Below are 21,133 nucleotides of genomic sequence, written 5' to 3'. Positions count from 1 at the left end.
ATTCACGTAGCGAGTCTTTTTGTGTTCAGTTTATTCGACCGTAATACTCCCGTTTGAGCTCGTCAGTTTGACTTCAACCGCTCCGTCCCCGAACGTCCGCTCGTTCGCCCGATCCCCGAACAGCTCGACTTTGCCGTTTCTCGTCTTGGCCCGAATGACGGCATCACGCGGATCTTGCTTCAGACGCATATCGATGCGGCCATTGTTCGTCTTCAGACGGATTGGATGCTCGATCACATCAATCACACAGTCGATGCGGCCGTTCGAGGTTTTCCCCTCAATCGCTCCTGTCACGTCGTTAATATCGAGGCGACCGTTCGACGATTGGATTTCGAGGCGGTCCACGTTCGAGGCGCCCACTTCCACACTCCCGTTCGATGATTGCGCGTCAAGGATCTGTCCTGTTATCGACGTCAAACTGACTTTTCCGTTCGAGGAGCGGAATGAGGCACGCTCGGCGCGAACTGTGTGGGCCGTGATGCTCCCATTCTCACTCTCGACGTCGACCGACGTGGCGTCAACATTGCTCATATCGCACGAGCCGAGACGGTTTTTGATCATGACCTTCTCATACGCATGGCGCGGCAGCTCGACGTGTAACACCGGTGCTTTCGTGACGATCCAGGAGAATAGGTTCGACAGACCGAAACGACGTTCTGACTCAATTCGGATTTCGAGCGTGTCTCCAACGATATCCATCGTCACCCCGTGGTCCCGTTCCGTCTCGAGCGTCGCGTAGGCAAAGCCGTCATCAGATGGGACGACTTTGACGTGTGCTTGCAGGACATTGATCGAGACGTTGCGGAACGCAACGTTCGGACTTTTCACAATAGCCGGTTCCTTTCGCTCTGCAGTGAGTGGCTCGACCGTGCCGAGCAACTCGCTCGCGAGTGCGCTTGGCGTTCCGAGCTCCTCGACCATTGCCGCATCACTTTTCCCGTCGAGTCGTCCGCTCGCAAAGTACTCCGACACATCCCGTAAAATATCAACCCGATCGATGACGCTCATCCCCATCAACAAACGTTCGAGTTCCAATAAATACTGTTCTTCTGTCATTTGTCCGTTCCCCCTTCGATCAATTCGTTGACGCCGGTCGTGAACGTCTCCCATTCCGCGCGTAGTTCCGCCAAATGAGCTTTCCCCTGCTCCGTGATGGCGTAGTACTTTCGCGGTGGTCCTTCTGCCGATTCTTTTAAATACGTCGTGAAGTACCCGTCTGACGTGAGCCGCCTTAGGAGCGGGTAGACGGCACCTTCTGAGATGGCGACTTTTGCCGAAATGGCTTGCACGAGCTCATAACCGTAACGATCATGCGTCTCGACAAGTGCGAGCACGCACAAGTTGAGCACGCCTTTCTTAAATTGAGGATTCATTCCCTCGCCTCCCCTACTATATATTAAACAATAGCTTATCGTTCACTATTATTCAATAGACAATAGTTGAATTTCCGCATATTTCTTGATTGGTGGAAACAACTGGTTTAAATCTGTACAATGAAAGAACGACACTCGCAGGATATTTGTTACAGTAGGAATGTACGCAGTTCCGGGAAGGACCGATTTTTATGAAAGCATGGATTGACCAGCGGATCGGAAGACAGTTTTTATTCGTCTTCTATTTATTCATCGGACTGATCCTCCTGACCTCACTCGCCGTGTACATGTATACGGAAAACCGAATCGAACAGACGACATCATCGCTCGAAAACATTAGCGAACGTCGCACGAACGCGACCGAACTATTCGAAACGTGGCAGTCGATGCAATATGAAATGCGCGGTTACGTCATCCTCGGCGACGAGGCGATGCTCGCTCGCGTCAAAGAAAAACAAGACTTGATTGAGATTCAGACCGCTTGGTTCGAAACGAACGCGGTCACGGAAAAAGAGAAGACGTATGCGAGCGACGCGCGGACGCTCTTCTCGGCCTATCAACAACGCGTCATGCCGAGTCTAGAGCGATATGTCATCGCCAAACGCGAAGGGACGGTCACCGAACCGTTCTTGAAAATGCCGACACTTGGCAAAGTGAATCCACAAGCGGAACCACCTGCCGATCGCAAATTCAAGATCAATTCGAAAAGTGCCGCTGACATGAGCGCGAGCATCGTCGACATGGAGACCGTATTCACGGAGTATCGCAACTCATTGAATGAAGAAGAGAATCTGCTACGGGAACAACTGGCCACACATACGAAGTGGGCCCAAGTGTTATGGCTCCTCTCTCTCTTAGCGGTCTTGCTCGTCCTCTTCATCGCCGCCCGTCCTTACGTCCAACGACTGACCGGTCAACTTCATGAGTTGATCATCAACAGTGAACGTTTGGCGGACGAACGGATCATCCCGATCCCGGCGGCTGTGTCGTCACGAAATGAGGTTGGACAATTGACGAACTCCTTCCGTCAAATGGCCTCTTCGCTCGCGACGCAACGCAATCAAGTCGAGGAAGAACGCGAGAAGACGGCGCGGCTCCTTCACTCGATTCGTGATGCGGTCATTTATATGGAGCATACGACGCATGAAAAATTCGCTAACCAGGCCCTCTTCATCATGTTCAATCAAGCCGCCACGAAACGAAATGAGATGGACTTGTATCGCTTGGACGCCGATCTAGAAGAACTCGGTCTTCAAGTCGATCAAAAAGATTCGTTCTTCTCATTTATGCGTCGCGCGTTTGATGGCGAGAGCATGGAAGAGAGCGTGACGTTCTCAATGAATCAAGAAGCCCGTTTCATCCAGATGTACGCGGAAAAGATTCACTTGCGTGGTACCCGGCACGGTACGATGCTCGTCTTCCGGGACGTGACACAAGAGACCGAGGTCGATCGGTTGAAGACAGAGCTCGTCTCGACCGTGTCGCACGAATTGCGTACACCGCTCACGAGCATCATCGGCTTCACCGAGCTGTTGCGTTATCGCACGATGCCTGCCGAACGCACCGACCAATATTTAGGAATGATCCACCAAGAGACATTGCGTCTCGAGGACTTGATTTCAAACTTATTGGACGTGCAACGGATGGAGTCCGGCAAACAGACGTATCATAGTCAACCGGAGAGCCTGCATGACATCTTGAAAGAGACGATTGCCGTCCACCAAGGCGCGAGCGAACATCATCAGCTCGCCCTCGAATGTGACACAAATCTCTATGTATATGGTGACCGGGATCGGCTCAGTCAGCTGTTCACGAACTTGCTCCACAATGCGATCAAGTACTCGCCGGATGGCGGGAAAGTGGCCGTCTGCGTTACAAATGATAAATCAGACGTCATCGAGATTTCCATTCAAGACACAGGCATCGGGATTCCGATGGCGGCATTGCCGAAACTGTTCGACAAGTTTTATCGCGTCGACAATTCGGCCAGCCGTAAAATCGGCGGCACGGGCCTCGGCCTCGCCATCTGTAAAGAGATTGCTGAAGGGCACGGCGGCTCGATTCGAGTCGATTCGAGCGTCGGCCATGGCTCGACGTTCACGATTATCTTGCCGAAGTATAGTATGGAAGACCAGATGAGCAGCTAACGAACAAGGGAGGACTCGCGTAAAGCGAGTCCTCCCTTTCGTCATTGTACTTTATTTTCAGGTCCGAAAGCCGGGTACAGCGATAGACCGCCATCCGCGAAAATCGTCGCGCCTGTGACGTACGACGACTCGTCAGAAGCAAGCCAGGCCGCCACGGCCGCAATCTGTTCAGGACGCCCGATCTCATGCGTCGGAATGAGTGCCTCAAGCCCTTTTTTCTCTTCCGGGTCTTGCATTGTCTCTTCGTTGATCGGTGTGTCAATCGCGCCCGGCGCGATTCCGTTGACACGGATCTTGTTCGGTGCGTACTCGAGCGCGACCGATTTCGTGAACATCTTGACGCCACCCTTACTCGCTGCGTAATGGGTATAACCAGGACGCGGAATCACTTCATGCACCGACGACATGTTGATGATGTTCCCTTGGATTTTGTGCTCCACAAAATATTTGAGAGCGGCCCGCACACCAAGGAACGTTCCAGTCAAGTTCGTGTCGATAATTTTCTTCCAGTTGTCGAGTTCCATCTCATGCGTTTTTGCTTCGACCTGCACCCCTGCATTATTGACGAAGATGTCCATCTTCCCGAACTCGGACACGGCCGTTTCAATCATCTTCTCGGCGAGTCCTTCTTCTGCGACGTCACCTTTCACCGCGACTGCCTTGCCGCCGGCCTCTTCGATTCCTTGAATCACTTTCTTCATCTCGTCTTCACTGCTGCGATAGTTCAGGACGACATGGACCCCTTCTTTTGCGTAACGCTCTGCAATCGCTCGACCGAGTCCTTTCGAACTGCCGGTGATGACTGCGACTTTGCCTTTCAGTTCTGGATAGTTAGCCATATCAATTCCTCCTTCGTCTCTTCTCGATTTGTAGTTCCCTCATTCCCCTCTTCGTGAAACCTTTTAGGCTGTTTTTTGAATATTTGTGGCAAATCTACTATACTGAAACAAACTATTTGTTTTCAGGGATTCTCCTGAACGACATACAACTTACTCTAATGGAGGTGACTCCCCGATTTTTGGGGGAATTTTTGGACAGTCCCATGTTATTCAGCTTATTGATCGTCGCCCTGCTCATTTTCATGACCGCCTTTTTTGTGGCGGCTGAATTCTCGATTGTTAAAGTGCGCGGCGCCCGTCTTGACCAACTCGTGCTCGAGGGAAACAAACGGGCCTCTGTCGCCAAAAAGGTGATTGAAAACCTTGATGACTCGCTATCGGCTTCACAGTTCGGTATCACGCTCGCCGCACTCGGTCTCGGTTGGATTGGTGCGGATCAAATCGAAGGGATGATTCAACCGCTTGTCGACCGTTTGAACGTATCGACGTCGCTCGCGACCGTCCTATCCTTTTTGATTGCCTTCTTACTGATTGCCTTCTTGCACGTCGTTATCGGGGAACTGGTCCCGAAAACACTGGCCGTGCACGAAGCCGAGCGCTTGACACTGCTCGTCGCCCGACCGCTTTATTTCTTCACGAAATTATTGTATCCGTTCATCCACGTGCTAAACGGCACAGCCCGGCTAACACTTCGCTTGTTCGGCGTACAGACGACGGCACAGGAGACGGCGCACTCGGAAGAAGAACTCAAAATCATCATGACCGAGAGTTTCCGCAGTGGAGAAATTAACGAGAATGAGCTCGCCTACGTTCAAAATATCTTCTCTTTCGACGAACGTGTCGCCAAAGACGCGATGGTCCCACGGATGAACATGGTGACCATCGACGAAGAAGACTCGATTGAGACGATTATCGCTACCGTCCAAGAGCACCAATATACGCGCTACCCGGTCACCCGTGACGGTGACCGCGATGATGTGCTTGGCTTTATTAACGCCAAGCAGCTATTCACCGCTCAACTCGTCAAGAGCGACGCCCCGTTCGAATCGTTCATCCATCAACTCCCGCTCGTGACGGAGTTCACGCCGCTTCAAGAGGCGATGGTGAAAATGCAGAACGCGCGGACGATGATGTGTCTCGTCATCGACGAGTATGGGGGTACGGCGGGACTTCTCACGATTGAAGATATCCTCGAGGAAATCGTTGGGGAGATTCGTGATGAATTCGACCGTGACGAGCAAGCTGAAATCACCGAAGTCACACCCGGGCATTATCGCCTGTCCGGTCTCGTCTTGACGCAAGAGATCGAAGAACGGTTCGGCATCGAAATCGAGGATGATGTCGATACGATCGGCGGCTTCGTCTTATCACAAAAAGCGAATGCACGTACTGGAGAACGCTTCGTCTTACCGGGCGAACATGAGCTGATTGTTCGTGAAATCGACAATCACCGTATCGTTTTCGTCGATTTGATTTTGGCTCATAAAGACGAGATTCAACCTGAACTCGACTGACCAATTAGACCGCCCTCCCCGAAAAATCGGGGAGGGCTTTTCGTAGGCGGTCCGAACTGTCGCTATATTTTCAGACCTTGTCGTGATATACTGCACATATGTTGCTTATTTGAGTGCGTGTCACTCATTGACACAACATCACCGAACAGTTCATGAATGTTCGGTCCAACAACTACAGAAAGAAGGTTACGCATGGAACGTAAACTATTTTTAATTGACGGAAACTCCATGCTGGCCAGTGCCTATTACGGTGCCGCCGCGAGCCGAACGAAAAAAGGACGCGAGGTATCTAAAAACGATCGGAGTGCCGTCATCGGTATGACCGGCCTCATCCGGACGATTCTACGTAGACATCGTCCGACTCATTTTGTCGTCGTGTGGGACGTCTCACGTGAAACATTATGGCGCCGCGAGCTTTATCCAGGCTATAAACGCCGTCGCCGCCAGACACCACCCGAGTTGAAAGCTCAAATGGAACTCATGCGCCAATTGCTTGAAGATAGCGGGATTCCGCAATATCAAGTCGAAGGCTATGAAGGAGAAGATTTGATCGCTCATATCGCTCGGAAGTTTAGCTGTAGCGCTCCTGTCGTCATCATGACGAAAGACAAGGACTTGCTTCAGCTCGTGAGCCCACGCATCACCGTTTGGCTTCAAACGCAAGAGTTGCAACAAATGCAGGCTCGTTGCGACATCAAAGACAATCGCCCGCTCCCGCTCAAGCGACATCTCGAGATTCGTCCTGAGGAGATTGCGGCATTGTACGAAGGATTGAAGCCAAAACAGCTCTCAGCAGTCAAAGCATTGACAGGAGACCGTTCAGACGGGATCCCGCCTGTGGCCGGATTGGACGAAAGCCAATCGGTCCAGTTGATCAAACGCTTTGGTTCGCTTGATAAGCTCTATACGGCGCTAAGCGTCAAAGGCGACAAACGACAATTAATCAATGAAACGATCGCGGCACTGACGTCAGAAGAAGTGCCCCGTAACTTGAGACGCACACGTAAAAAGGCCGAGCGCAACATGGAGCTCGTCCGTCTCGATGTCACGGTGCCAGAACTCGAACACTTGAAACTCGCTCATCTTGAGCTCAGTATCAATTCAAAACGTGTCGAACAAGCGTATCAAAAACGCGGCATTCGCCTCTCGTTTGATTCGAGTCAAAAGAAAATTTCAGCACGCTAAAAAAGCGCGGACAATTAGTCCACGCTTTTTATATTTACCTTGATGCCATCATCGTCGGTGAGCGACCATTCCGGTGTCGTCCCGCCAAGCGCGCGGTTTGTCTCTGCGTCGACCAAAAGCGTCCACGCCTCCAGACCGGCCTCTTGTCCCATCGCCTGGCTCGGCCGGGCCCAGACGTTCGTCCCGATATGGTGATGATACCCGTCGGCCGCTAAAAATAAGGCGCCTGGATACGAATCGGTCGTCACCGTGAAACCGAGACGATCTTGATAGAATAATTTTGCCGCTTCTAGGGAACGTACTTTGAAGTGGACATGCCCCATCGTCGTTCCGTTCGGAAGGCCCGTGAACGGACGGTCGGCCGCCGCCTCGAGCATCGATTCATATTCAACCGGGTCCGTCGACATCTTCACATGACCGTTCGCTTCATATTCCCACTGCTCCCGGGGACGATCCGCGTAGAGCTCGATGCCGTTGCCTTCCGGGTCGCTCAAATAAAACGCCTCGCTGACCAAATGATCACCTTGGCCGACTTCAATCCGTTGCTCAATCAAATGACGAAGAATCCGTCCGAGTTCGACACGGTCCGGCAATAAAATGGCCATATGGAACAAGCCGGCTGCCCGTGGATTCAGACGAACACCCTTCACTTCATGTAAGACGACGAGCGCCATTTCGTTCGTTCCGAGCGTGACGCGATGTTCTGACGTCTCGAGTACATCCATTCCGATGACGTGCTCATAATACGTTTTCATCGTTTCTAAATCATTGACGCGCAGCGTGACAGCGCCGAGTTGTATGTTTGTTAATTTCATAGTTAATCACCTCTGTCCTCAGTATACTCGCTAAGTAGGATCGACAGAAGACGGCACAAAAAGGTGGTATAGTTACCTAAAGGATACTTAGAGAGGAGTGAGGCAGATGCCACTGATTTCAAGCTGTGAGGTCGATACCGCACTCGAGATGATCACGGGAAAATGGAAACCATCGATTTTACTCGCACTCATCAACGAAGACACGTTGCGGTTCAGCGAATTGAAACGTTCCCTTCCGAACATCAGTCAAAAGATTTTGACGGCCCAGCTCCGCGATTTAGAGGAGCAGGACCTCATCATCCGGACCGTCTATCCGGAGGTGCCGCCTCGTGTCGACTATCGCTTGAGCGAGTATGGGAAAACGCTCATCCCGGTGCTCGAGACGATGAACGCCTGGGGCATTCAACACGCCGAACGCATGCGCAACAAATAATTGTCCACATGTGGATAACCCATTTCCGTAACATCATCTATCACTTATCCACAGGAGGCTCACATGATTCGTTATCCACAGTTAACCGGTCATCACTTCGGTGTGACGGCCCCTTCATCGGGTGTTCCTGCTGAACTGCACAAGTTGCTCCACGAGGCCGAAGCCACATTCACTCGCCATGGCTTCACGCTTCAATTTGAACCATCGGTCTGGACGCAAGACAAAGCGAAATCGGCACCGGCAGAAGTCCGGGCCGATGAGTTGACGCTCTTGTTCCATGACGAGGCCATTGACCTGATTATTCCGCCATGGGGCGGCGTCTTATTGATCGAGCTATTAGACACCATCGACTGGGATGCGCTCCCGCCGAAATGGATGCTCGGATATTCGGACGTCAGCTTATTTTTATTCGTGTACACGCTCAAGACCGGCATCGCCTCGGCCCACGGCACAAACCTCGTCGACCTGCGCGGCGAAGAATGGGACGCGACGAGCTCGCGTTGGCTCGACGTCGTATCGGCGAAAGAAGGCGAGACGGTCATCCAGCTCGCCTCGGAACAGTTCCAAAAAGAGTGGCAGCATGAGAACCCGAGCCCTCATGTGTATCACTTGACCGAGCCGACCGAATGGAAATCACTCGGTGGGACGGAAGCGACCGGACGACTGCTCGGCGGCTGTATCGACGTCTTGTTGCATACGATCGGCACACCGTATGGCGACGTCGCTACGTTCCAACAGATTCATTTGAACGGGGAACCGATTCTTTGGTATTTCGAGAACGCCGAGCTCGATGTACCGGCACTCAAACGGACCCTGCTTCAAATGAAGTGGGCCGGTTGGTTCGATCATACGTCTGGCATTCTGTTCGGACGCAGTGCGGCACAACAGCCCGTCCAAGGCTACACGGCAGAGGACGTGTATACGGAACTACAGGCATTGCTCGACGTTCCTGTCATCTACGACATCGACTGCGGACACGTCCCGCCGCAAATGACACTGATCAACGGTGCCCATGCCTCGATTCAAGTCGAGAACGGCAAAGGGACACTCATCCAAACGTTCAAGGGCTGACGCGTCAGCCCTTGATTTTTTTGATAAGAGACATTAGATGGCTTCGGAAACGCCCTTCTGGGAATAAACCCACCTCTTGTTCGATCAACGGCACCCATTCATTCCCACACCCATGACTCGTTCCAATTAATAACCCTTCGAAGTAAATCGCTTGATCGACAAACCCATGCTTCGCCCATTGATCATGATGCTCCAACAGTCTCAAAAACGATTTCCGGGCTGTCTCGATCTCGCCGGTCAATGCAAAATACACACCTTTACTCATCTCGAACGCTGCGATGAATTCTGTATTTCCCTTTAGCAGTTCATTCATGACAGCAATCTGTTGATGTAGAAGCTCCGTCTTCCGATATTCGATCGCATAGAGCGCTTCTGTCATCGCTAGGCGTATTTTCATCGTCACGTCATCCGTGAAATTCGTGTATTGTTTCGCTTTTTGCAGCGCATCGACAATCGCCGCTTCATCTTTCAAATAGAGGGCACAAATCGCAATCGTTCGATACACATCGTCGACCCGATAATACATTTTCGTTCGTTTCATATAATCGAGCGTGTCCTCGAGACGACGAATCGCGCCCGGTAAATCGTCGTCATACAACATATTTCGGAACACCATCAACATGCTGAATTCGACGCGGGTCTTCGTCTTCATGCTTCTCGAATCAATCAATTCAATCGTATCGATCCGTTCAATTGCCTCATCAAACCGATTCCACATAAGCAGATAAAACGCTTGGCTGATGCGGGCCATAATCAATTCTTCTTTCTCCTCGAGCCGCTCAAACACCGCGATTGCCCGATCATACCACTCCAACAGTTGTTGTTGATTCCCACTATAAAATACACTGTCCGCGAGTAACGTGTACGCCTTCCCTTGCCATACCGAGTTCATCTCAACGTCCACGTAAGGGAGGAGCGCCTTCTGAACGGCCTCGTCTTCCCATGAGTGGAGACCTCCTTGCGTATATTCAATCTCCTCGACGATTTTCTGTAAGTCCTCCTCGCGAGGATCGACGAGCAATGACTGTACCGACACGTCGAGTCGTTTCGCGATTTCACGAAGGCTGCGCATCGACGTCTCTGCTTTGCCGTTCTCAATCATACTGAGCATCGATTTCGTGATGATGCCTTCAGCGAGCTGGCTTTGCGTCAGTTTTTTTTCTTTGCGTAACGCTTTAATCCGTTGTCCAATCATAGAGCACCTCTTAAAAGTTAAATTTAATTGAACTTATTGTATACAAATCGAGTGTCATCGTTTACTATAAAGTTAAATCAGATTGAACTTAACTGTAAAGGAGAATCGATATGACGACCACTTCATCAAACTTGTATGTATTATTGCTCGGAAAATTCATGTCGTTGTTTGCATCCAGTCTCTTCACGTTCGTCGCGGGACTGACGGTTCTGACGACGTCCGGTTCGGGACTACAGTTCGCACTCGTCTTGCTTGCCGGCACAGTGCCACGTGTCTTATTATCTCCGTTTGCTGGGGCGTTTGCCGACAAACTGGATCGCAAGCGCGTGATCATTACGATGGAGTCCGTGAACGCCTTATTATTTTTAGCTGCCGGCATCGCGAGTCTCGTCTGGACGTTCGGCGTTCCTGCTTTCTTGATTATCACATGTCTGCTCTCTGTCGTCTCGACTTTCTTATCCGTCACATTATCGAGTTCGATTCCATTCTTGTTCGACGAAGACGGACTCCAACGCGCCAATTCCCTCATTCAAAGTACCATCTCCATCTCAAGCATCGGCACGCCGCTGCTCGCCGGGGCACTGTTCACGTTACTTCCGGTATCAGCGTTTCTCTTCAGCTCGTCTCTCTTATTTATGATCGCCGCTCTTGTCGCCTCTCGTCTCCACTTTAAAGCGTACGACCATGTCCCCAGCGAGCAATCGACTTGGTCCGAGGTCCGGTCTGGCTTCCGCTACTTGAAACGCCAGCGCGTACTTTGGACGTTGACCCTCTTGGCCGCCTTGCTCAATTTCTTTTTTGTTGCCACCGAAGTGCTGTTCCCGATTGCCGCCCTACAAGAAATCGGCGTCAGCCCGCTTCAATTCGGATTTTTAGAAAGCATGTTCGCCGTCGGATTTTTAGTCGCCTCGCTCGCCCATGCATTGCCGGTCTTTCAAATCAAACATCGGCTAGCCACGACCCGAACCGCGCTGATCATTATGAGTTGCCTCTTTATCGGACCGGCCGTCCCGCTCTATTTCGACTTCTCAGTCACACCAGCTATCGTCTTCTTCGCTGGTTTCGCCTTATTAAGCGGGTTCTTCATCATCCGTGTCAATATCCCCATCCAGCTCTATTTACAGACGAACACGGAACCGAGTTATCTCGGTCGCGTGATTGGTGTCCTCGAATCCCTCGCGATGGGCATCACACCGTTCGGCTTCATCGTGTTTGGCCTATTAAGCGAATGGATGCCGGTCGCTTCACTCTATACGATTTGCATGCTCTGCCTGCTCACCATCACGTTGTTCGCGATGTATCGGATCCGTCACGACATCACTGCCGAAAAAGCCGCTGTGTCAGCGCAAGCAGAGAGTGCATGAACGCAAAAAAGACATCGAACCTCAATTCGATGTCTTTTCTGTAGATGGTAGGACTCGTTTCTCTAACAAGAACGGTCCGAACGGGATAACGGATGCCATAACCGCGAGGACCAACACTTTGAAGCCCCAGTTGAAACGCCATGCCATATAGACGGCTGCCCCCACATAAGCGACGAACAAGAAACCGTGGGCCGCGCCGACGATGCTGACGGCAAGCGGCATGCCCGCCAAGTACTTGAGCGGCATCGCGATGAGCAACAAGAGTAAGAAAGACATCCCCTCTGTGTATCCGAGCCATTTAAAACGTGTTGCGTTCATATTCGTTCTCCTTTTCAATCGTTGCTACGTCCATCGTAGCCGAAAGAGGTGAGGTTTGTCACAGGAGAACGTCATAAATTCGTTACGCTATTTGACGATTTGGTGAACGATGCATGACTTTTGTTTCCACGAACTTGCGAAGGAACAATCCATCGACACCAAGTTTACCAGCATTGTAGCCTGCGACGAGAATGAGGACTGATACGATTAACATCGTCGGGTTCGTGCTGACCGTACCTGAGAGCAAGAACGCCATGTTCATAACAAGACCGAAGAAGGCTGCGCTACGTGTGAGGGCACCAACCAAGAGTCCAAGACCGACTAGGAATTCACCGTATGGGATCAACACATCGAACAAGGCCGCGTTCGGAATGGCGAAGTTTTCAAGGAACGCTGCCCACCAACCGGCTACGGCTGGGTGATCACCCGTGGCGAGAGAAGCTGCGTTTTGAAGATATCCTTCTGAACCAAATCCGCCTGTGATTTTGCCCCACCCTGCTGTGAGCCAGTGATAGCCGAGCCAGACGCGAAGGACTGTCAAAATACCGGTGGCGACGTTGTGGTTCTGCCAAAATTTTGTGAACATGATAATTCCTCCTTAGAATGAGTGAATGATGACTTATATGTGATTACATTCACAATATACCATCCATGTTCATCTTTTCACATAGGTTAGGACAAAAGTTCACGTTTCGTTCATATGTGCGTCACAGGTCAGTCACTTTTTGGAAATTAGTCAATTCGAAAAGGACGTCCGCGAGGGACGTCCTTGTTTGAGTTACAACTTCACCTCTTGAGGTGGCTGTCCTTTTTTATTCATCACGCGCATCGATTGTGGCGCGATTTTTAAGATGACGAGTTTTGGATCATCCGGACCGTCGAACCAACCTTCGAGTTTCTCGTTCCATACCTTTTCTTTCATCGATTCATCGTCAGATACACTCGTCTCGCCTAAAATCTCGAGGTACGTATCCCCGACGCCGTCCCCGTCATAGCCAATCAAAATATGTGTATACGGATTATTTTTCAGTTCATCCACTTTATCCGTTTCTTTCGAAGTTGCGGTGTAGAGCGTCAAGTCATCATGGAAAAATGTCATATAACGGCTGTGCGGCTTCCCTTTATAAACCGTTGCCATTGTCCCTACGTTACTATGATCTAAAATCTGTTTTGCCGTTTGCATTGCATCCATTCTGAAAAACCTCCTTGTGGTAGTCACTCGTATATTGATTCCCCCGGGGCAAGTGATTAAACACGCGGACAACAAAAAACCTGCTCGCCGAAGCGAGCAGGTTATAAAATTCCTTAGAAAGGAAGATTAGATTTTTTCAACGTTAGAAGCTTGTGGTCCACGAGCTCCGTCAGTGATTTCGAAAGTTACTGCTTGGCCTTCTTCAAGTGTCTTGAAGCCGTCGCCTTGGATTGCTGAGAAGTGTACGAATACGTCGTCTCCGCCTTCCATTTCGATGAAGCCGTAACCTTTTTCTGAGTTAAACCATTTTACTTTACCTGTGTTCATAATGAACCCTCCTGAAATAAACGCTGTGCGTTCTAGTAGTGCCTTACTAGAAAAAACTGACCAATAAAAAATCACAAACCTCTAGGATTATCTTAAACGAAAAATAATCCAAAGCGTTTTGTGAATTATGTTTCCAGCTATTCTTAATTAAGCACATATAGAATATACCATGGATAAATGCTTCTGTCTACTAAATACTTCGGTTTGCTAAAAATACTTCTAAAACGGGTACATCCAATTGTAGTGAACGCTAGGAGGATGAACCTTATGACAGCATACATTGACCGTTCGAACATTGCCGCCACGATCGCCCAGCATTCGAATTGGGCACTTGATAAGTTACTGACGGAAACACTCGATTGGCATGAGGCGACTCGACGTACGGCCTATCCCGATCAAGCAAAAACTTATCTCTCCCATTTGCCAATGACGGAGCGTATCGTTCCAGTGACGAGTTCGTTGCCGCTTGAAATAGTAGAAGGAATCGTCCGCCCGGTGTGGATGCGTCGGCTCGACGCCGAGCACTTGAACTTGAGGCAAATGACGCGTCAGCACGTCGACGTCACCGATTATGGCGCCATCGGGGATGGGCAGACGGATTGCACGCTCGCTTTTCGGCTCGCCCTCAGGTCGAGCCGCCACGTCCACGTGCCGGCCGGCGTATATATCGTCCGCGGCATCCGTATCCCGTCGAACTGTGTGCTTGAAGGGGCAAGCCAGCAGGAAACGATCATCAAGCTCTCAGACCGGGCATCGAAACATCGACGATTACTTCGAAATGCGACTCCCTTCGCCGGCAACCACCATATCGAAGTCGCACATTTGACGCTCGACTGGAACGTGGAGCGCCTCGGTGACGTCGACCGGACGTCGAGTGGCGATACCGCTTCGAGCGCGTTGACGTTCGCGCACGTCAAATTCGGTTGGATCCATCACGTCACGGCGAAAAACGCGGGACTGCATGCCTTTGATATCACTGCACCCCACTATCATTACTTGGGAGACGGATTACGCGCCAAAAAAGGCAGCCGCTACGTGTGGCTCGATCATTGCGAGGCGACGAATTACGGCGACGATGGCATCACGACCCACCATAGTGACGCCATCTATATCACGAACTGCTATTGTCATCATCCACACGGACGCACCCATGCCCATGGATTCTCGAACTCGAACGGAATCGAGATTGATGACGGGTCACGCCATGTCACACTCGTCAACAATATGAGCGAGGGTTGCTTCGGGGGCGTCGAAGTGAAGGCGCACGGGACGTCTTCAGCCGCTCACGACGTCCACATATTCGGACACTTCTCATATCACGATAATCGCTCGTTCAACTTCCGGCACATCAGCCACCACTTGGCTGATGATCCGCAGTCGAAGACGGCACGCTTCCTTTCAGGGACGAACCTCGTCTCGATGGAGCCGGTCCGTTCGAGTCTTTATAAGAAGTCTTCTGCGCGTAGCCTCGTCATATCAGCGTATCAAGACGTGTTCATTCACGGGTTCACGGCGATTGGGAATCCTGAATATGACTATCGTGGAAATCCGGCGCTCGCCGTTCAATACAAGTCTCGGAACGTCCGCTTGAAACGGATTGCGGCGAGCGGATTTACTTCGGGACGGGCCGACATCGAACTGTTCGGCGGCGATAACCGGACCGATCACGTCACAATCGAGGACGTCATTTGCCGTAACTCGGCCCCGGTCGCGTTGAAAGTCGGCGGGCAACTGACGAACGTCATGCTCCGTCGGATTGAAGGCGAACAAAAAAGTGGAGATGTACTCATCTCCACGAGTAGCCCGATCGAGGCTCATGATTTATTCGCTTATGGGTTTTCCGATCGCGTACGCAATGACGCTTGAGCCGACTCGACGAGTTCATCAAGCATCGCCTCATCTAAATTAAGTGAACTCACCGTCTGTTTCGCCATCATGCGGACGATGGCTTTGTCGAGAAAGCCCATTCGTTCGAAATCATAGCCGTTGCCGACGACTTCGACGAAATAAGCATGTGCCCGCAACACTTCTCGATAAGCATCCTCGAGTTCTCGTTGCCGTTCGGCCGCAGTCGGCGTACCGGCACATAAATAGAGGCCGAGCGGTCGTTTGAGCAGTTGAGTTTCGTTCCTGTGCAGCCAAGCCGTCATCTCGTCTTGAATTTTGCCCATCCGGATCGAGCTGCCGACAATCACATGGTCGACCGTCGCCCACTCGACATCCGGCTGCTCGACTACATTTTGGATGTGAACGTCTCCCGGAAGCCGTTCGGCCAACAAATGGGCAACTTTCTCACTCGTCCCGTAGCGGGTCGAATAAGCGATTAACGTATTCATCGCGTTTCCCCCTTTTCGTTCAGACTCTACTATCCTTATTCCCGAAACGGGTCATCTTTACTAACGACACAACAAAAACTCGCCACGGAGGCGAGTTTTTTTTTCGTCACACTTTATACACTTGCGCTTCATACGGACGAAGCGTGAACGGTTCGATCGGTTCCATGTTCCCGATGACACGTTCTGTCACGTCATACGGGAGTTCGCGTGTCACCGTCTCATCCGAGAAGTTGCAGAGCACGAGCCACGTCTCCCCTTCGAACGTTCGAGTGAAGGCGTATACCGCTTCATCGTCTGGGAGTAACAGTTCATACTTCCCGTAGACAACGATCGGATTTTGTTTTCGGAGCTGAATCAATTGGCGATAGTAATGGAAGAGCGAGTCCGGATCGCGCCGCGCCGCTTCCGCGTTCACGGTCACATAGTTCGGGTTGACCCCGATCCAAGGCGTGCCGGACGTGAATCCGCCTTGCGCCTCGGCCGACCACTGGACCGGTGTCCGCGAGTTGTCGCGCCCACGTGCGTGAATGCCGCGGAAAATCTCATCATGCGTCAACAGTCCGTTCGTCGTGTAATCCCGATACGCGTTGAGCGTCTCGATATCGCGGTACTCATCGATCGAGTCGAACGCCACGTTCGTCATCCCGAACTCTTCACCTTGATAGATGTAAGGCGTCCCTTTCAACATGTGCAGGAGCGTCGCCAGCATCTTACCGGAGACGACACGGTATTCGTCCGAGTCGTTCCCGAACCGTGAAATGGCTCGCGGTTGATCATGGTTGCTCCAATAGAGACTGTTCCAGCCATCTTCCTCAAGACCTTCTTGCCAACGCGAGAAGATTGTCTTCAAATCCGTCAACTTCCAGTCCGTCGGGTTCCATTTGCCGAAACTGCCGTTGCCGACGTCGACGTGTTCGAAATGGAACACCATGTTCAACTCATCACGGTCTGTTCCCGTATATAGCTTCGCCTCATCGACGCTGACGCCAGGCATCTCACCGACCGTGATCGTATCGTATTTCGACAAGACCTCACGATTCATCTCCTGCATGAACTCATGGATGCGCGGTCCGTTGAAGAAGAACGGTGTGCCGTCCCCATAACCTGTCCCACGCGTCTCCCCGTCTGGATAACTCGGATCTTTCGAGATCATGTTGATGACGTCCATCCGGAAACCATCGACCCCTTTATCGAGCCAGTACGTCATCAAATCGTATACTTCACGGCGCAACGTCTCTGACTCCCAGTTCAAGTCTGGTTGCTTTTTGCTGAACAGATGCAAGTAGTATTCGTCGCTTGCCTCATCGTATTGCCACGCACTCCCTCCGAAGAAAGCGCCCCAGTTCGTCGGCGGCTGACCGTTCTCGCCTTTTTTCCAAATGTAGTAGTCTCGGTACGGGCTGTCTTTTGAGGATCGCGACTCCATGAACCATTGGTGTTCGTCCGACGAGTGGTTGACGACGAGGTCCATCATAATTTTGATGCCGTGACGATGCGCTTCTTCGAGCATCGCATCGAAATCGTCCATCGTTCCGAACTCATCCATGATGGCCCGGTAATCGCGGATGTCGTATCCGTTGTCGTCGTTCGGTGAATCGTACACCGGCGATAGCCAGATGACATCGATGCCGAGTTCCGCCAAATACGACATCTTCTCGGTGATTCCAGGGATGTCCCCAATCCCGTCACCGTTCGAGTCATTAAAGCTACGCGGGTAAATTTGATAGACGACCGCTTCTTTCCACCATTGTTTCATGTTTCATCCTCCTCATACGTTCTGTCGATTTCATCGTACCCGCTCGTCGCCTTGATTTCTATCCATGATATGATGAAAATATGCACGATTTTGCTATTAAGAAAGGATGATTCGATGGAAATTGGCTTTTGTGGCTATTCGTATCATACAACGACCTATACTTTTCCTTTCCCTAATCGATTGGAGACGTATTTGATTCGCTTGCAGACAGAAGGCACGGCGCGCATCGTCGTCAATGGGAAGACATATACGGCACGGCCTGGCGACCTGTTGCTCGTCAAACCTGGTGACGCGTACGAACTGCATGTCGATACCCCGGCAAGCGGGGATTATCATCTCTTCTGCAACGGTTCATCACTTGATACGTGGTGGACTGCGGCGAATCGTTCCCGCATCACGTCCATCTCGATCGACCCTCGTTTGTTGTCACTCTGGCAGCATATCACCGAAGAGGCGCGACGCCCGACGACTGAACAAAGTCCAGACTTGATTGAAACACTGATTGAAGCCTTGCTTCTCATGCTCGACCGTTCCGTCCAAGAAGTGCAAGCAAACGTGCGACCACCTGTCGTGTCACGCATGATGCGTTATATAGAAGGAAACGTTACAAGCGACTTCAAAGTGGCGGACGTCGCCGACGCGGTCGGGCTCAGTATATCGCGGACCGTCCACTTATTCAAAGAAGTGACCGGTATGACGATTGTCGCCTATGCTCAATCGATTCGACTCCAGCTCGCCGAAGAACAGATGCAGTATACCCAACACTCTCTCGAACGGATCGCCGAGCTGTCCGGATTCCGCTCCTATCCATATTTTCATCGTATCTTTAAACGAAAATATGGCGTCGCACCAGGGGTTTATCGCACACTTCAACAAAAAAACGAAAAAAAATAAAAAAAGAGTGATCCATTTTTTGAACCGCTCCGTTAGATGGGTGTAAACAACGACAACCACTCAAAAAAAGGAGCGATTACCCATGAAGAAGAAAACAATGAACAAGATTGTAGCACCGGCACTCGCACTCGGCTTACTCGTACCATTGAATGCACAGGCAGCGGATCACGCGCCGACAGCAAGCACACCAGCAGGTGACTTACGCGCCACGCTCGACCAATTACTGTCTGAGCATTACGTCTTAGCCGTCACATCGATGATGAAAGCTTACGATGGAGCACCAGACGCCGAAGTCGCGATGAAGGCCCTCGATCAAAACGCACTCGACATGACACCGGCCATCGCTTCAATTTACGGAGATGAAGGCGCAGCCCAGTTCGAAGACATCTTCGCTGGTCACAACGACTACTCAGCTGACTTCGTTGAAGCGGCTAAATCAGAAGACAAAGAGCTTCGCGCTGACGCTGAAGCTGAAGTCGATGAATTCGTCGAAGAGTTCTCAACATTCCTTGATGCAGCAACAGAAGGTAACTTACCAAAAGACGCTGCAGCTGACGTACTTGAGCTTCACGAAGACCAAGTTCTCTCAGTATTCGACAACTATGTCGCAGGTGATTACGAGTCGGCATACATGACATACCGTGAAGGGTACAAGCTCATGTTCGACATCAGTAAAGCCCTCTCAGGCGCAATCGTCACACAGATGCCTGACAAGTTTGAAACTGTTGCTGACACACCGGCCGTCGAGCTTCGTTCAACATTGAACAGCCTTGCTGGTGAACACTTCGCCCTCGCAGCAATCGGCATGCAAAAAGGCTACGATCAAGCAGAAGACTTCGACTACGTGAGCTGGGCTGAAGATCAGAACACACTCGATTTCAAAGCAGCCATCGGTTCAGTCTACGGTGATGAAGGTGCGGCCCAATTCGAAAAAGTATGGAATGGGAACCACATCACAGCACAAGGTGACATCGTTGCCGCTACACTCGAAGGCGATGAAGCTAAAATTGAAGAAGCACGCATGAAGCTCGACCAGTTCGCTGTCGATTTCAGCACATTCCTCGATGCAGCGACAGAAGGTAACTTGCCACAAGAAGCTGGCCAAGAAGCCATCAAACAACATGAGGCCCTCGTGCTTCAAACGTTCGATCAGTATGTAGCTGGTGACGCGGATGCCGCTTGGATGTCATTCCGTGAAGGATACGCGTTCATGTTCGGTGTTGGTGAGACACTCGGTAACGCGATCGTGACACAAATGCCTGACAAATTCGCTGAAACAACAATGCCTGAAGAGATGCCTGAAACGGGTCTCGGTGGTGCACAAGAACAATCAATGAACACGCTCTACGCTGGCCTTGCTGTACTTGGCGGGATCTTACTCGCCTTCGTAACGCTTCGCAACCGTAAAGAATCTGTTCAATAATTCAATAAGGAGGGAGCCCCATGAACAAGCGCCATTTGTTTCTGGCGCTCTCTCTCTTTTGTTTTGGCTTCTGGACGTGGACGAGCGCCCAAGAATCGTCGTCACCACCTGTAGAAGAAAAACAAATAGAGGAGAGCCCAGATTTATCGGCTGAATTCTCACTTCTACAGGAAGAGGTGAAGAAGCTCCGATTAGCCGAGGAAGAGGAAAGTGCCAAGGCCGCGACACCCGTCCAACTTCAAATTCCTAAAATCAAGGTCGACACCGCAATCGAACAGGTCGGTGTACTCGACAACGGACAGATGGGCGTCCCAAAAGACGAGAACCAAGTCGGTTGGTTCGAGCCCGGCGTCAAGCCCGGCAGTAAAGGGAATGCCGTCATCGCCGGACATGTGGACAGTAAGACAGGCCCCGCCGTCTTCTATGAACTTGATCAGCTGAAGACAGGCGATGACGTGACAATTATCGACGAGAATGGCAACACGTTGACGTTTCGTGTCACAAAAACAGAGAGTTACGATACGAAAAACGCACCGATCGAGGATATCTTCGGGGCCACATCGAGTCGACAGTTGAACTTGATCACGTGTTCCGGCACGTTCGGCGACGGCGGTTATGACGAGCGTTTCGTCGTCTATACCGAACTTGTCGATACCGAGATCAATACCGAAGTCGAACTCGACGCACCGACGAGCGTCGAACTCCGCGGGAACTTATTGACGTGGCACGCCGTCCGTGACGACGCCGTCATCGGCTATCGCGTCTATGAGGTCGTCGATGGTGAAGCGACCCATATCGAGAGTATCCCGTCGCACGCTCGGAAGAGTATCGAGGTCATGAACGAACAGGCCACTTATTACGTGACAGCCATCGATCAACTCGGGAACGAGTCGAGTCCTTCTCAAGAGACGAAATAACCACAAAAGAACCCGCAGACGATTTATGTCTGCG

General features: G+C 51.2%; 21 protein-coding genes. 10 read left to right on the top strand and 11 right to left on the bottom strand.

Going from position 1 to position 21,133, the window contains the following annotated elements:
* Nucleotides 1–30 precede the first annotated feature (30 nt).
* Together KNP60_RS10250 and KNP60_RS10245 are read right to left on the bottom strand one after the other, a co-directional pair.
* Nucleotides 31–1,056, bottom strand: a complete 1,026-nt coding sequence (locus tag KNP60_RS10250) for a DUF4097 family beta strand repeat-containing protein (protein WP_034780701.1) — start codon at nucleotides 1,054–1,056, stop codon at nucleotides 31–33.
* Complete coding sequence (locus KNP60_RS10245; RefSeq protein WP_034780699.1) at nucleotides 1,053–1,373, bottom strand: PadR family transcriptional regulator; 321 nt, start codon at nucleotides 1,371–1,373, stop codon at nucleotides 1,053–1,055. The genes KNP60_RS10250 and KNP60_RS10245 overlap by 4 nt, the downstream gene beginning before the upstream one ends.
* Before the next feature lie 191 nt (nucleotides 1,374–1,564).
* Between KNP60_RS10245 and KNP60_RS10240 the strand changes: the two genes are divergently transcribed.
* The gene (locus tag KNP60_RS10240) at nucleotides 1,565–3,520 is read left to right on the top strand and encodes a HAMP domain-containing sensor histidine kinase (RefSeq protein ID WP_214797417.1); all 1,956 of its coding nucleotides are present in this window, start codon (nucleotides 1,565–1,567) and stop codon (nucleotides 3,518–3,520) included.
* 41 nt (nucleotides 3,521–3,561) lie between these two features.
* On the opposite strand, the gene KNP60_RS10235 is transcribed toward KNP60_RS10240, so the two are convergent.
* Nucleotides 3,562–4,359, bottom strand: coding sequence for a glucose 1-dehydrogenase (locus tag KNP60_RS10235; protein ID WP_034780694.1), 798 nt, complete (start codon nucleotides 4,357–4,359; stop codon nucleotides 3,562–3,564).
* Between the two features lie 191 nt (nucleotides 4,360–4,550).
* Between KNP60_RS10235 and KNP60_RS10230 the strand changes: the two genes are divergently transcribed.
* Together KNP60_RS10230 and KNP60_RS10225 are read left to right on the top strand one after the other, a co-directional pair.
* Nucleotides 4,551–5,873, top strand: coding sequence for a hemolysin family protein (locus tag KNP60_RS10230; protein ID WP_034780692.1), 1,323 nt, complete (start codon nucleotides 4,551–4,553; stop codon nucleotides 5,871–5,873).
* Nucleotides 5,874–6,065: 192 nt separating this feature from the next.
* A complete protein-coding gene (locus KNP60_RS10225) occupies nucleotides 6,066–7,058 on the top strand; it encodes a 5'-3' exonuclease (RefSeq protein WP_034780689.1) in 993 nt (330 codons plus the stop codon).
* Between the two features lie 14 nt (nucleotides 7,059–7,072).
* Here the strand turns inward: KNP60_RS10225 and KNP60_RS10220 are convergent, their stop codons facing one another.
* Nucleotides 7,073–7,873, bottom strand: a complete 801-nt coding sequence (locus KNP60_RS10220; protein WP_138860099.1) for a VOC family protein — start codon at nucleotides 7,871–7,873, stop codon at nucleotides 7,073–7,075.
* 106 nt (nucleotides 7,874–7,979) lie between these two features.
* Here KNP60_RS10220 and KNP60_RS10215 point away from each other — a divergent pair, with 106 nt between their 5' ends.
* Together KNP60_RS10215 and KNP60_RS10210 are read left to right on the top strand one after the other, a co-directional pair.
* Nucleotides 7,980–8,306 (top strand): winged helix-turn-helix transcriptional regulator, encoded by a 327-nt coding sequence (locus KNP60_RS10215; RefSeq protein ID WP_034780682.1) that lies wholly within the window; start codon nucleotides 7,980–7,982, stop codon nucleotides 8,304–8,306.
* A 63-nt stretch (nucleotides 8,307–8,369) separates the two neighbouring features.
* Nucleotides 8,370–9,377: a S66 family peptidase gene (locus KNP60_RS10210; RefSeq protein ID WP_214797416.1), complete on the top strand. Its 1,008-nt coding sequence runs from the start codon at nucleotides 8,370–8,372 to the stop codon at nucleotides 9,375–9,377.
* Between the two features lie 4 nt (nucleotides 9,378–9,381).
* Here KNP60_RS10210 and KNP60_RS10205 read toward each other — a convergent pair whose 3' ends face one another.
* The gene (locus KNP60_RS10205; RefSeq protein ID WP_214797415.1) at nucleotides 9,382–10,572 is read right to left on the bottom strand and encodes a helix-turn-helix domain-containing protein; all 1,191 of its coding nucleotides are present in this window, start codon (nucleotides 10,570–10,572) and stop codon (nucleotides 9,382–9,384) included.
* A gap of 110 nt (nucleotides 10,573–10,682) precedes the next feature.
* Between KNP60_RS10205 and KNP60_RS10200 the strand changes: the two genes are divergently transcribed.
* The gene (locus KNP60_RS10200; protein ID WP_214715122.1) at nucleotides 10,683–11,936 is read left to right on the top strand and encodes an MFS transporter; all 1,254 of its coding nucleotides are present in this window, start codon (nucleotides 10,683–10,685) and stop codon (nucleotides 11,934–11,936) included.
* A 21-nt stretch (nucleotides 11,937–11,957) separates the two neighbouring features.
* Here KNP60_RS10200 and KNP60_RS10195 read toward each other — a convergent pair whose 3' ends face one another.
* The 4 genes from KNP60_RS10195 to KNP60_RS10180 all read right to left on the bottom strand — a co-directional run bounded on the left by KNP60_RS10195 (nucleotide 11,958) and on the right by KNP60_RS10180 (nucleotide 13,773).
* Entirely contained in the window at nucleotides 11,958–12,254 is a 297-nt protein-coding gene (locus KNP60_RS10195; RefSeq protein WP_214797414.1) for a DUF3817 domain-containing protein, read from the bottom strand.
* An 82-nt stretch (nucleotides 12,255–12,336) separates the two neighbouring features.
* Nucleotides 12,337–12,840 carry a DoxX family protein gene (locus KNP60_RS10190; RefSeq protein ID WP_029596303.1) on the bottom strand — a complete coding sequence of 168 codons (504 nt, stop codon included), beginning with the start codon at nucleotides 12,838–12,840 and terminating at the stop codon, nucleotides 12,337–12,339.
* Between the two features lie 192 nt (nucleotides 12,841–13,032).
* A complete protein-coding gene (locus KNP60_RS10185) occupies nucleotides 13,033–13,446 on the bottom strand; it encodes a pyridoxamine 5'-phosphate oxidase family protein (protein WP_029596304.1) in 414 nt (137 codons plus the stop codon).
* Between the two features lie 126 nt (nucleotides 13,447–13,572).
* Nucleotides 13,573–13,773 (bottom strand): cold-shock protein, encoded by a 201-nt coding sequence (locus KNP60_RS10180; RefSeq protein WP_016507985.1) that lies wholly within the window; start codon nucleotides 13,771–13,773, stop codon nucleotides 13,573–13,575.
* A 267-nt stretch (nucleotides 13,774–14,040) separates the two neighbouring features.
* Between KNP60_RS10180 and KNP60_RS10175 the strand changes: the two genes are divergently transcribed.
* Entirely contained in the window at nucleotides 14,041–15,639 is a 1,599-nt protein-coding gene (locus tag KNP60_RS10175) for a glycoside hydrolase family 55 protein (RefSeq protein WP_214797413.1), read from the top strand.
* On the opposite strand, the gene KNP60_RS10170 is transcribed toward KNP60_RS10175, so the two are convergent.
* Together KNP60_RS10170 and KNP60_RS10165 are read right to left on the bottom strand one after the other, a co-directional pair.
* Nucleotides 15,603–16,109 carry a flavodoxin domain-containing protein gene (locus tag KNP60_RS10170; protein ID WP_214797412.1) on the bottom strand — a complete coding sequence of 169 codons (507 nt, stop codon included), beginning with the start codon at nucleotides 16,107–16,109 and terminating at the stop codon, nucleotides 15,603–15,605. The two genes, KNP60_RS10175 and KNP60_RS10170, sit on opposite strands and share 37 nt — an antisense overlap.
* Before the next feature lie 106 nt (nucleotides 16,110–16,215).
* Entirely contained in the window at nucleotides 16,216–17,865 is a 1,650-nt protein-coding gene (locus tag KNP60_RS10165; RefSeq protein WP_214797411.1) for a glycoside hydrolase family 13 protein, read from the bottom strand.
* Nucleotides 17,866–17,979: 114 nt separating this feature from the next.
* Here KNP60_RS10165 and KNP60_RS10160 point away from each other — a divergent pair, with 114 nt between their 5' ends.
* The 3 genes from KNP60_RS10160 (at nucleotide 17,980) to KNP60_RS10150 (ending at nucleotide 21,099) form a co-directional block, all read left to right on the top strand.
* Nucleotides 17,980–18,759 (top strand): helix-turn-helix domain-containing protein, encoded by a 780-nt coding sequence (locus tag KNP60_RS10160; protein ID WP_214797410.1) that lies wholly within the window; start codon nucleotides 17,980–17,982, stop codon nucleotides 18,757–18,759.
* 82 nt (nucleotides 18,760–18,841) lie between these two features.
* Nucleotides 18,842–20,182, top strand: coding sequence for a globin family protein (locus KNP60_RS10155; protein ID WP_214797409.1), 1,341 nt, complete (start codon nucleotides 18,842–18,844; stop codon nucleotides 20,180–20,182).
* A 20-nt stretch (nucleotides 20,183–20,202) separates the two neighbouring features.
* Nucleotides 20,203–21,099 (top strand): class F sortase, encoded by an 897-nt coding sequence (locus KNP60_RS10150; protein ID WP_214797408.1) that lies wholly within the window; start codon nucleotides 20,203–20,205, stop codon nucleotides 21,097–21,099.
* The last annotated feature ends 34 nt before the right edge of the window (nucleotides 21,100–21,133 follow it).

Origin of the sequence: Exiguobacterium sp. s5 (assembly GCF_018618075.1) — a bacterium.
Classification (GTDB): domain Bacteria; phylum Bacillota; class Bacilli; order Exiguobacteriales; family Exiguobacteriaceae; genus Exiguobacterium; species Exiguobacterium mexicanum_A.
The sequence above is the reverse complement of the archived record's forward strand: the minus strand, read 5'-3'. Positions and strand labels throughout refer to the sequence as shown.

Bases quoted from the DNA above. Each gene is read 5' to 3' on its own strand.
- KNP60_RS10250 (WP_034780701.1), bottom strand. From the start codon at position 1,056: ATGACAGAAGAACAGTATTTATTGGAACTCGAACGTTTGTTGATGGGG.
- KNP60_RS10245 (WP_034780699.1), bottom strand. From the start codon at position 1,373: ATGAATCCTCAATTTAAGAAAGGCGTGCTCAACTTGTGCGTGCTCGCA.
- KNP60_RS10240 (WP_214797417.1), top strand. From the start codon at position 1,565: ATGAAAGCATGGATTGACCAGCGGATCGGAAGACAGTTTTTATTCGTC.
- KNP60_RS10235 (WP_034780694.1), bottom strand. From the start codon at position 4,359: ATGGCTAACTATCCAGAACTGAAAGGCAAAGTCGCAGTCATCACCGGC.
- KNP60_RS10225 (WP_034780689.1), top strand. From the start codon at position 6,066: ATGGAACGTAAACTATTTTTAATTGACGGAAACTCCATGCTGGCCAGT.
- KNP60_RS10220 (WP_138860099.1), bottom strand. From the start codon at position 7,873: ATGAAATTAACAAACATACAACTCGGCGCTGTCACGCTGCGCGTCAAT.
- KNP60_RS10215 (WP_034780682.1), top strand. From the start codon at position 7,980: ATGCCACTGATTTCAAGCTGTGAGGTCGATACCGCACTCGAGATGATC.
- KNP60_RS10210 (WP_214797416.1), top strand. From the start codon at position 8,370: ATGATTCGTTATCCACAGTTAACCGGTCATCACTTCGGTGTGACGGCC.
- KNP60_RS10205 (WP_214797415.1), bottom strand. From the start codon at position 10,572: ATGATTGGACAACGGATTAAAGCGTTACGCAAAGAAAAAAAACTGACG.
- KNP60_RS10200 (WP_214715122.1), top strand. From the start codon at position 10,683: ATGACGACCACTTCATCAAACTTGTATGTATTATTGCTCGGAAAATTC.
- KNP60_RS10195 (WP_214797414.1), bottom strand. From the start codon at position 12,254: ATGAACGCAACACGTTTTAAATGGCTCGGATACACAGAGGGGATGTCT.
- KNP60_RS10190 (WP_029596303.1), bottom strand. From the start codon at position 12,840: ATGTTCACAAAATTTTGGCAGAACCACAACGTCGCCACCGGTATTTTG.
- KNP60_RS10185 (WP_029596304.1), bottom strand. From the start codon at position 13,446: ATGGATGCAATGCAAACGGCAAAACAGATTTTAGATCATAGTAACGTA.
- KNP60_RS10180 (WP_016507985.1), bottom strand. From the start codon at position 13,773: ATGAACACAGGTAAAGTAAAATGGTTTAACTCAGAAAAAGGTTACGGC.
- KNP60_RS10175 (WP_214797413.1), top strand. From the start codon at position 14,041: ATGACAGCATACATTGACCGTTCGAACATTGCCGCCACGATCGCCCAG.
- KNP60_RS10170 (WP_214797412.1), bottom strand. From the start codon at position 16,109: ATGAATACGTTAATCGCTTATTCGACCCGCTACGGGACGAGTGAGAAA.
- KNP60_RS10165 (WP_214797411.1), bottom strand. From the start codon at position 17,865: ATGAAACAATGGTGGAAAGAAGCGGTCGTCTATCAAATTTACCCGCGT.
- KNP60_RS10160 (WP_214797410.1), top strand. From the start codon at position 17,980: ATGGAAATTGGCTTTTGTGGCTATTCGTATCATACAACGACCTATACT.
- KNP60_RS10155 (WP_214797409.1), top strand. From the start codon at position 18,842: ATGAAGAAGAAAACAATGAACAAGATTGTAGCACCGGCACTCGCACTC.
- KNP60_RS10150 (WP_214797408.1), top strand. From the start codon at position 20,203: ATGAACAAGCGCCATTTGTTTCTGGCGCTCTCTCTCTTTTGTTTTGGC.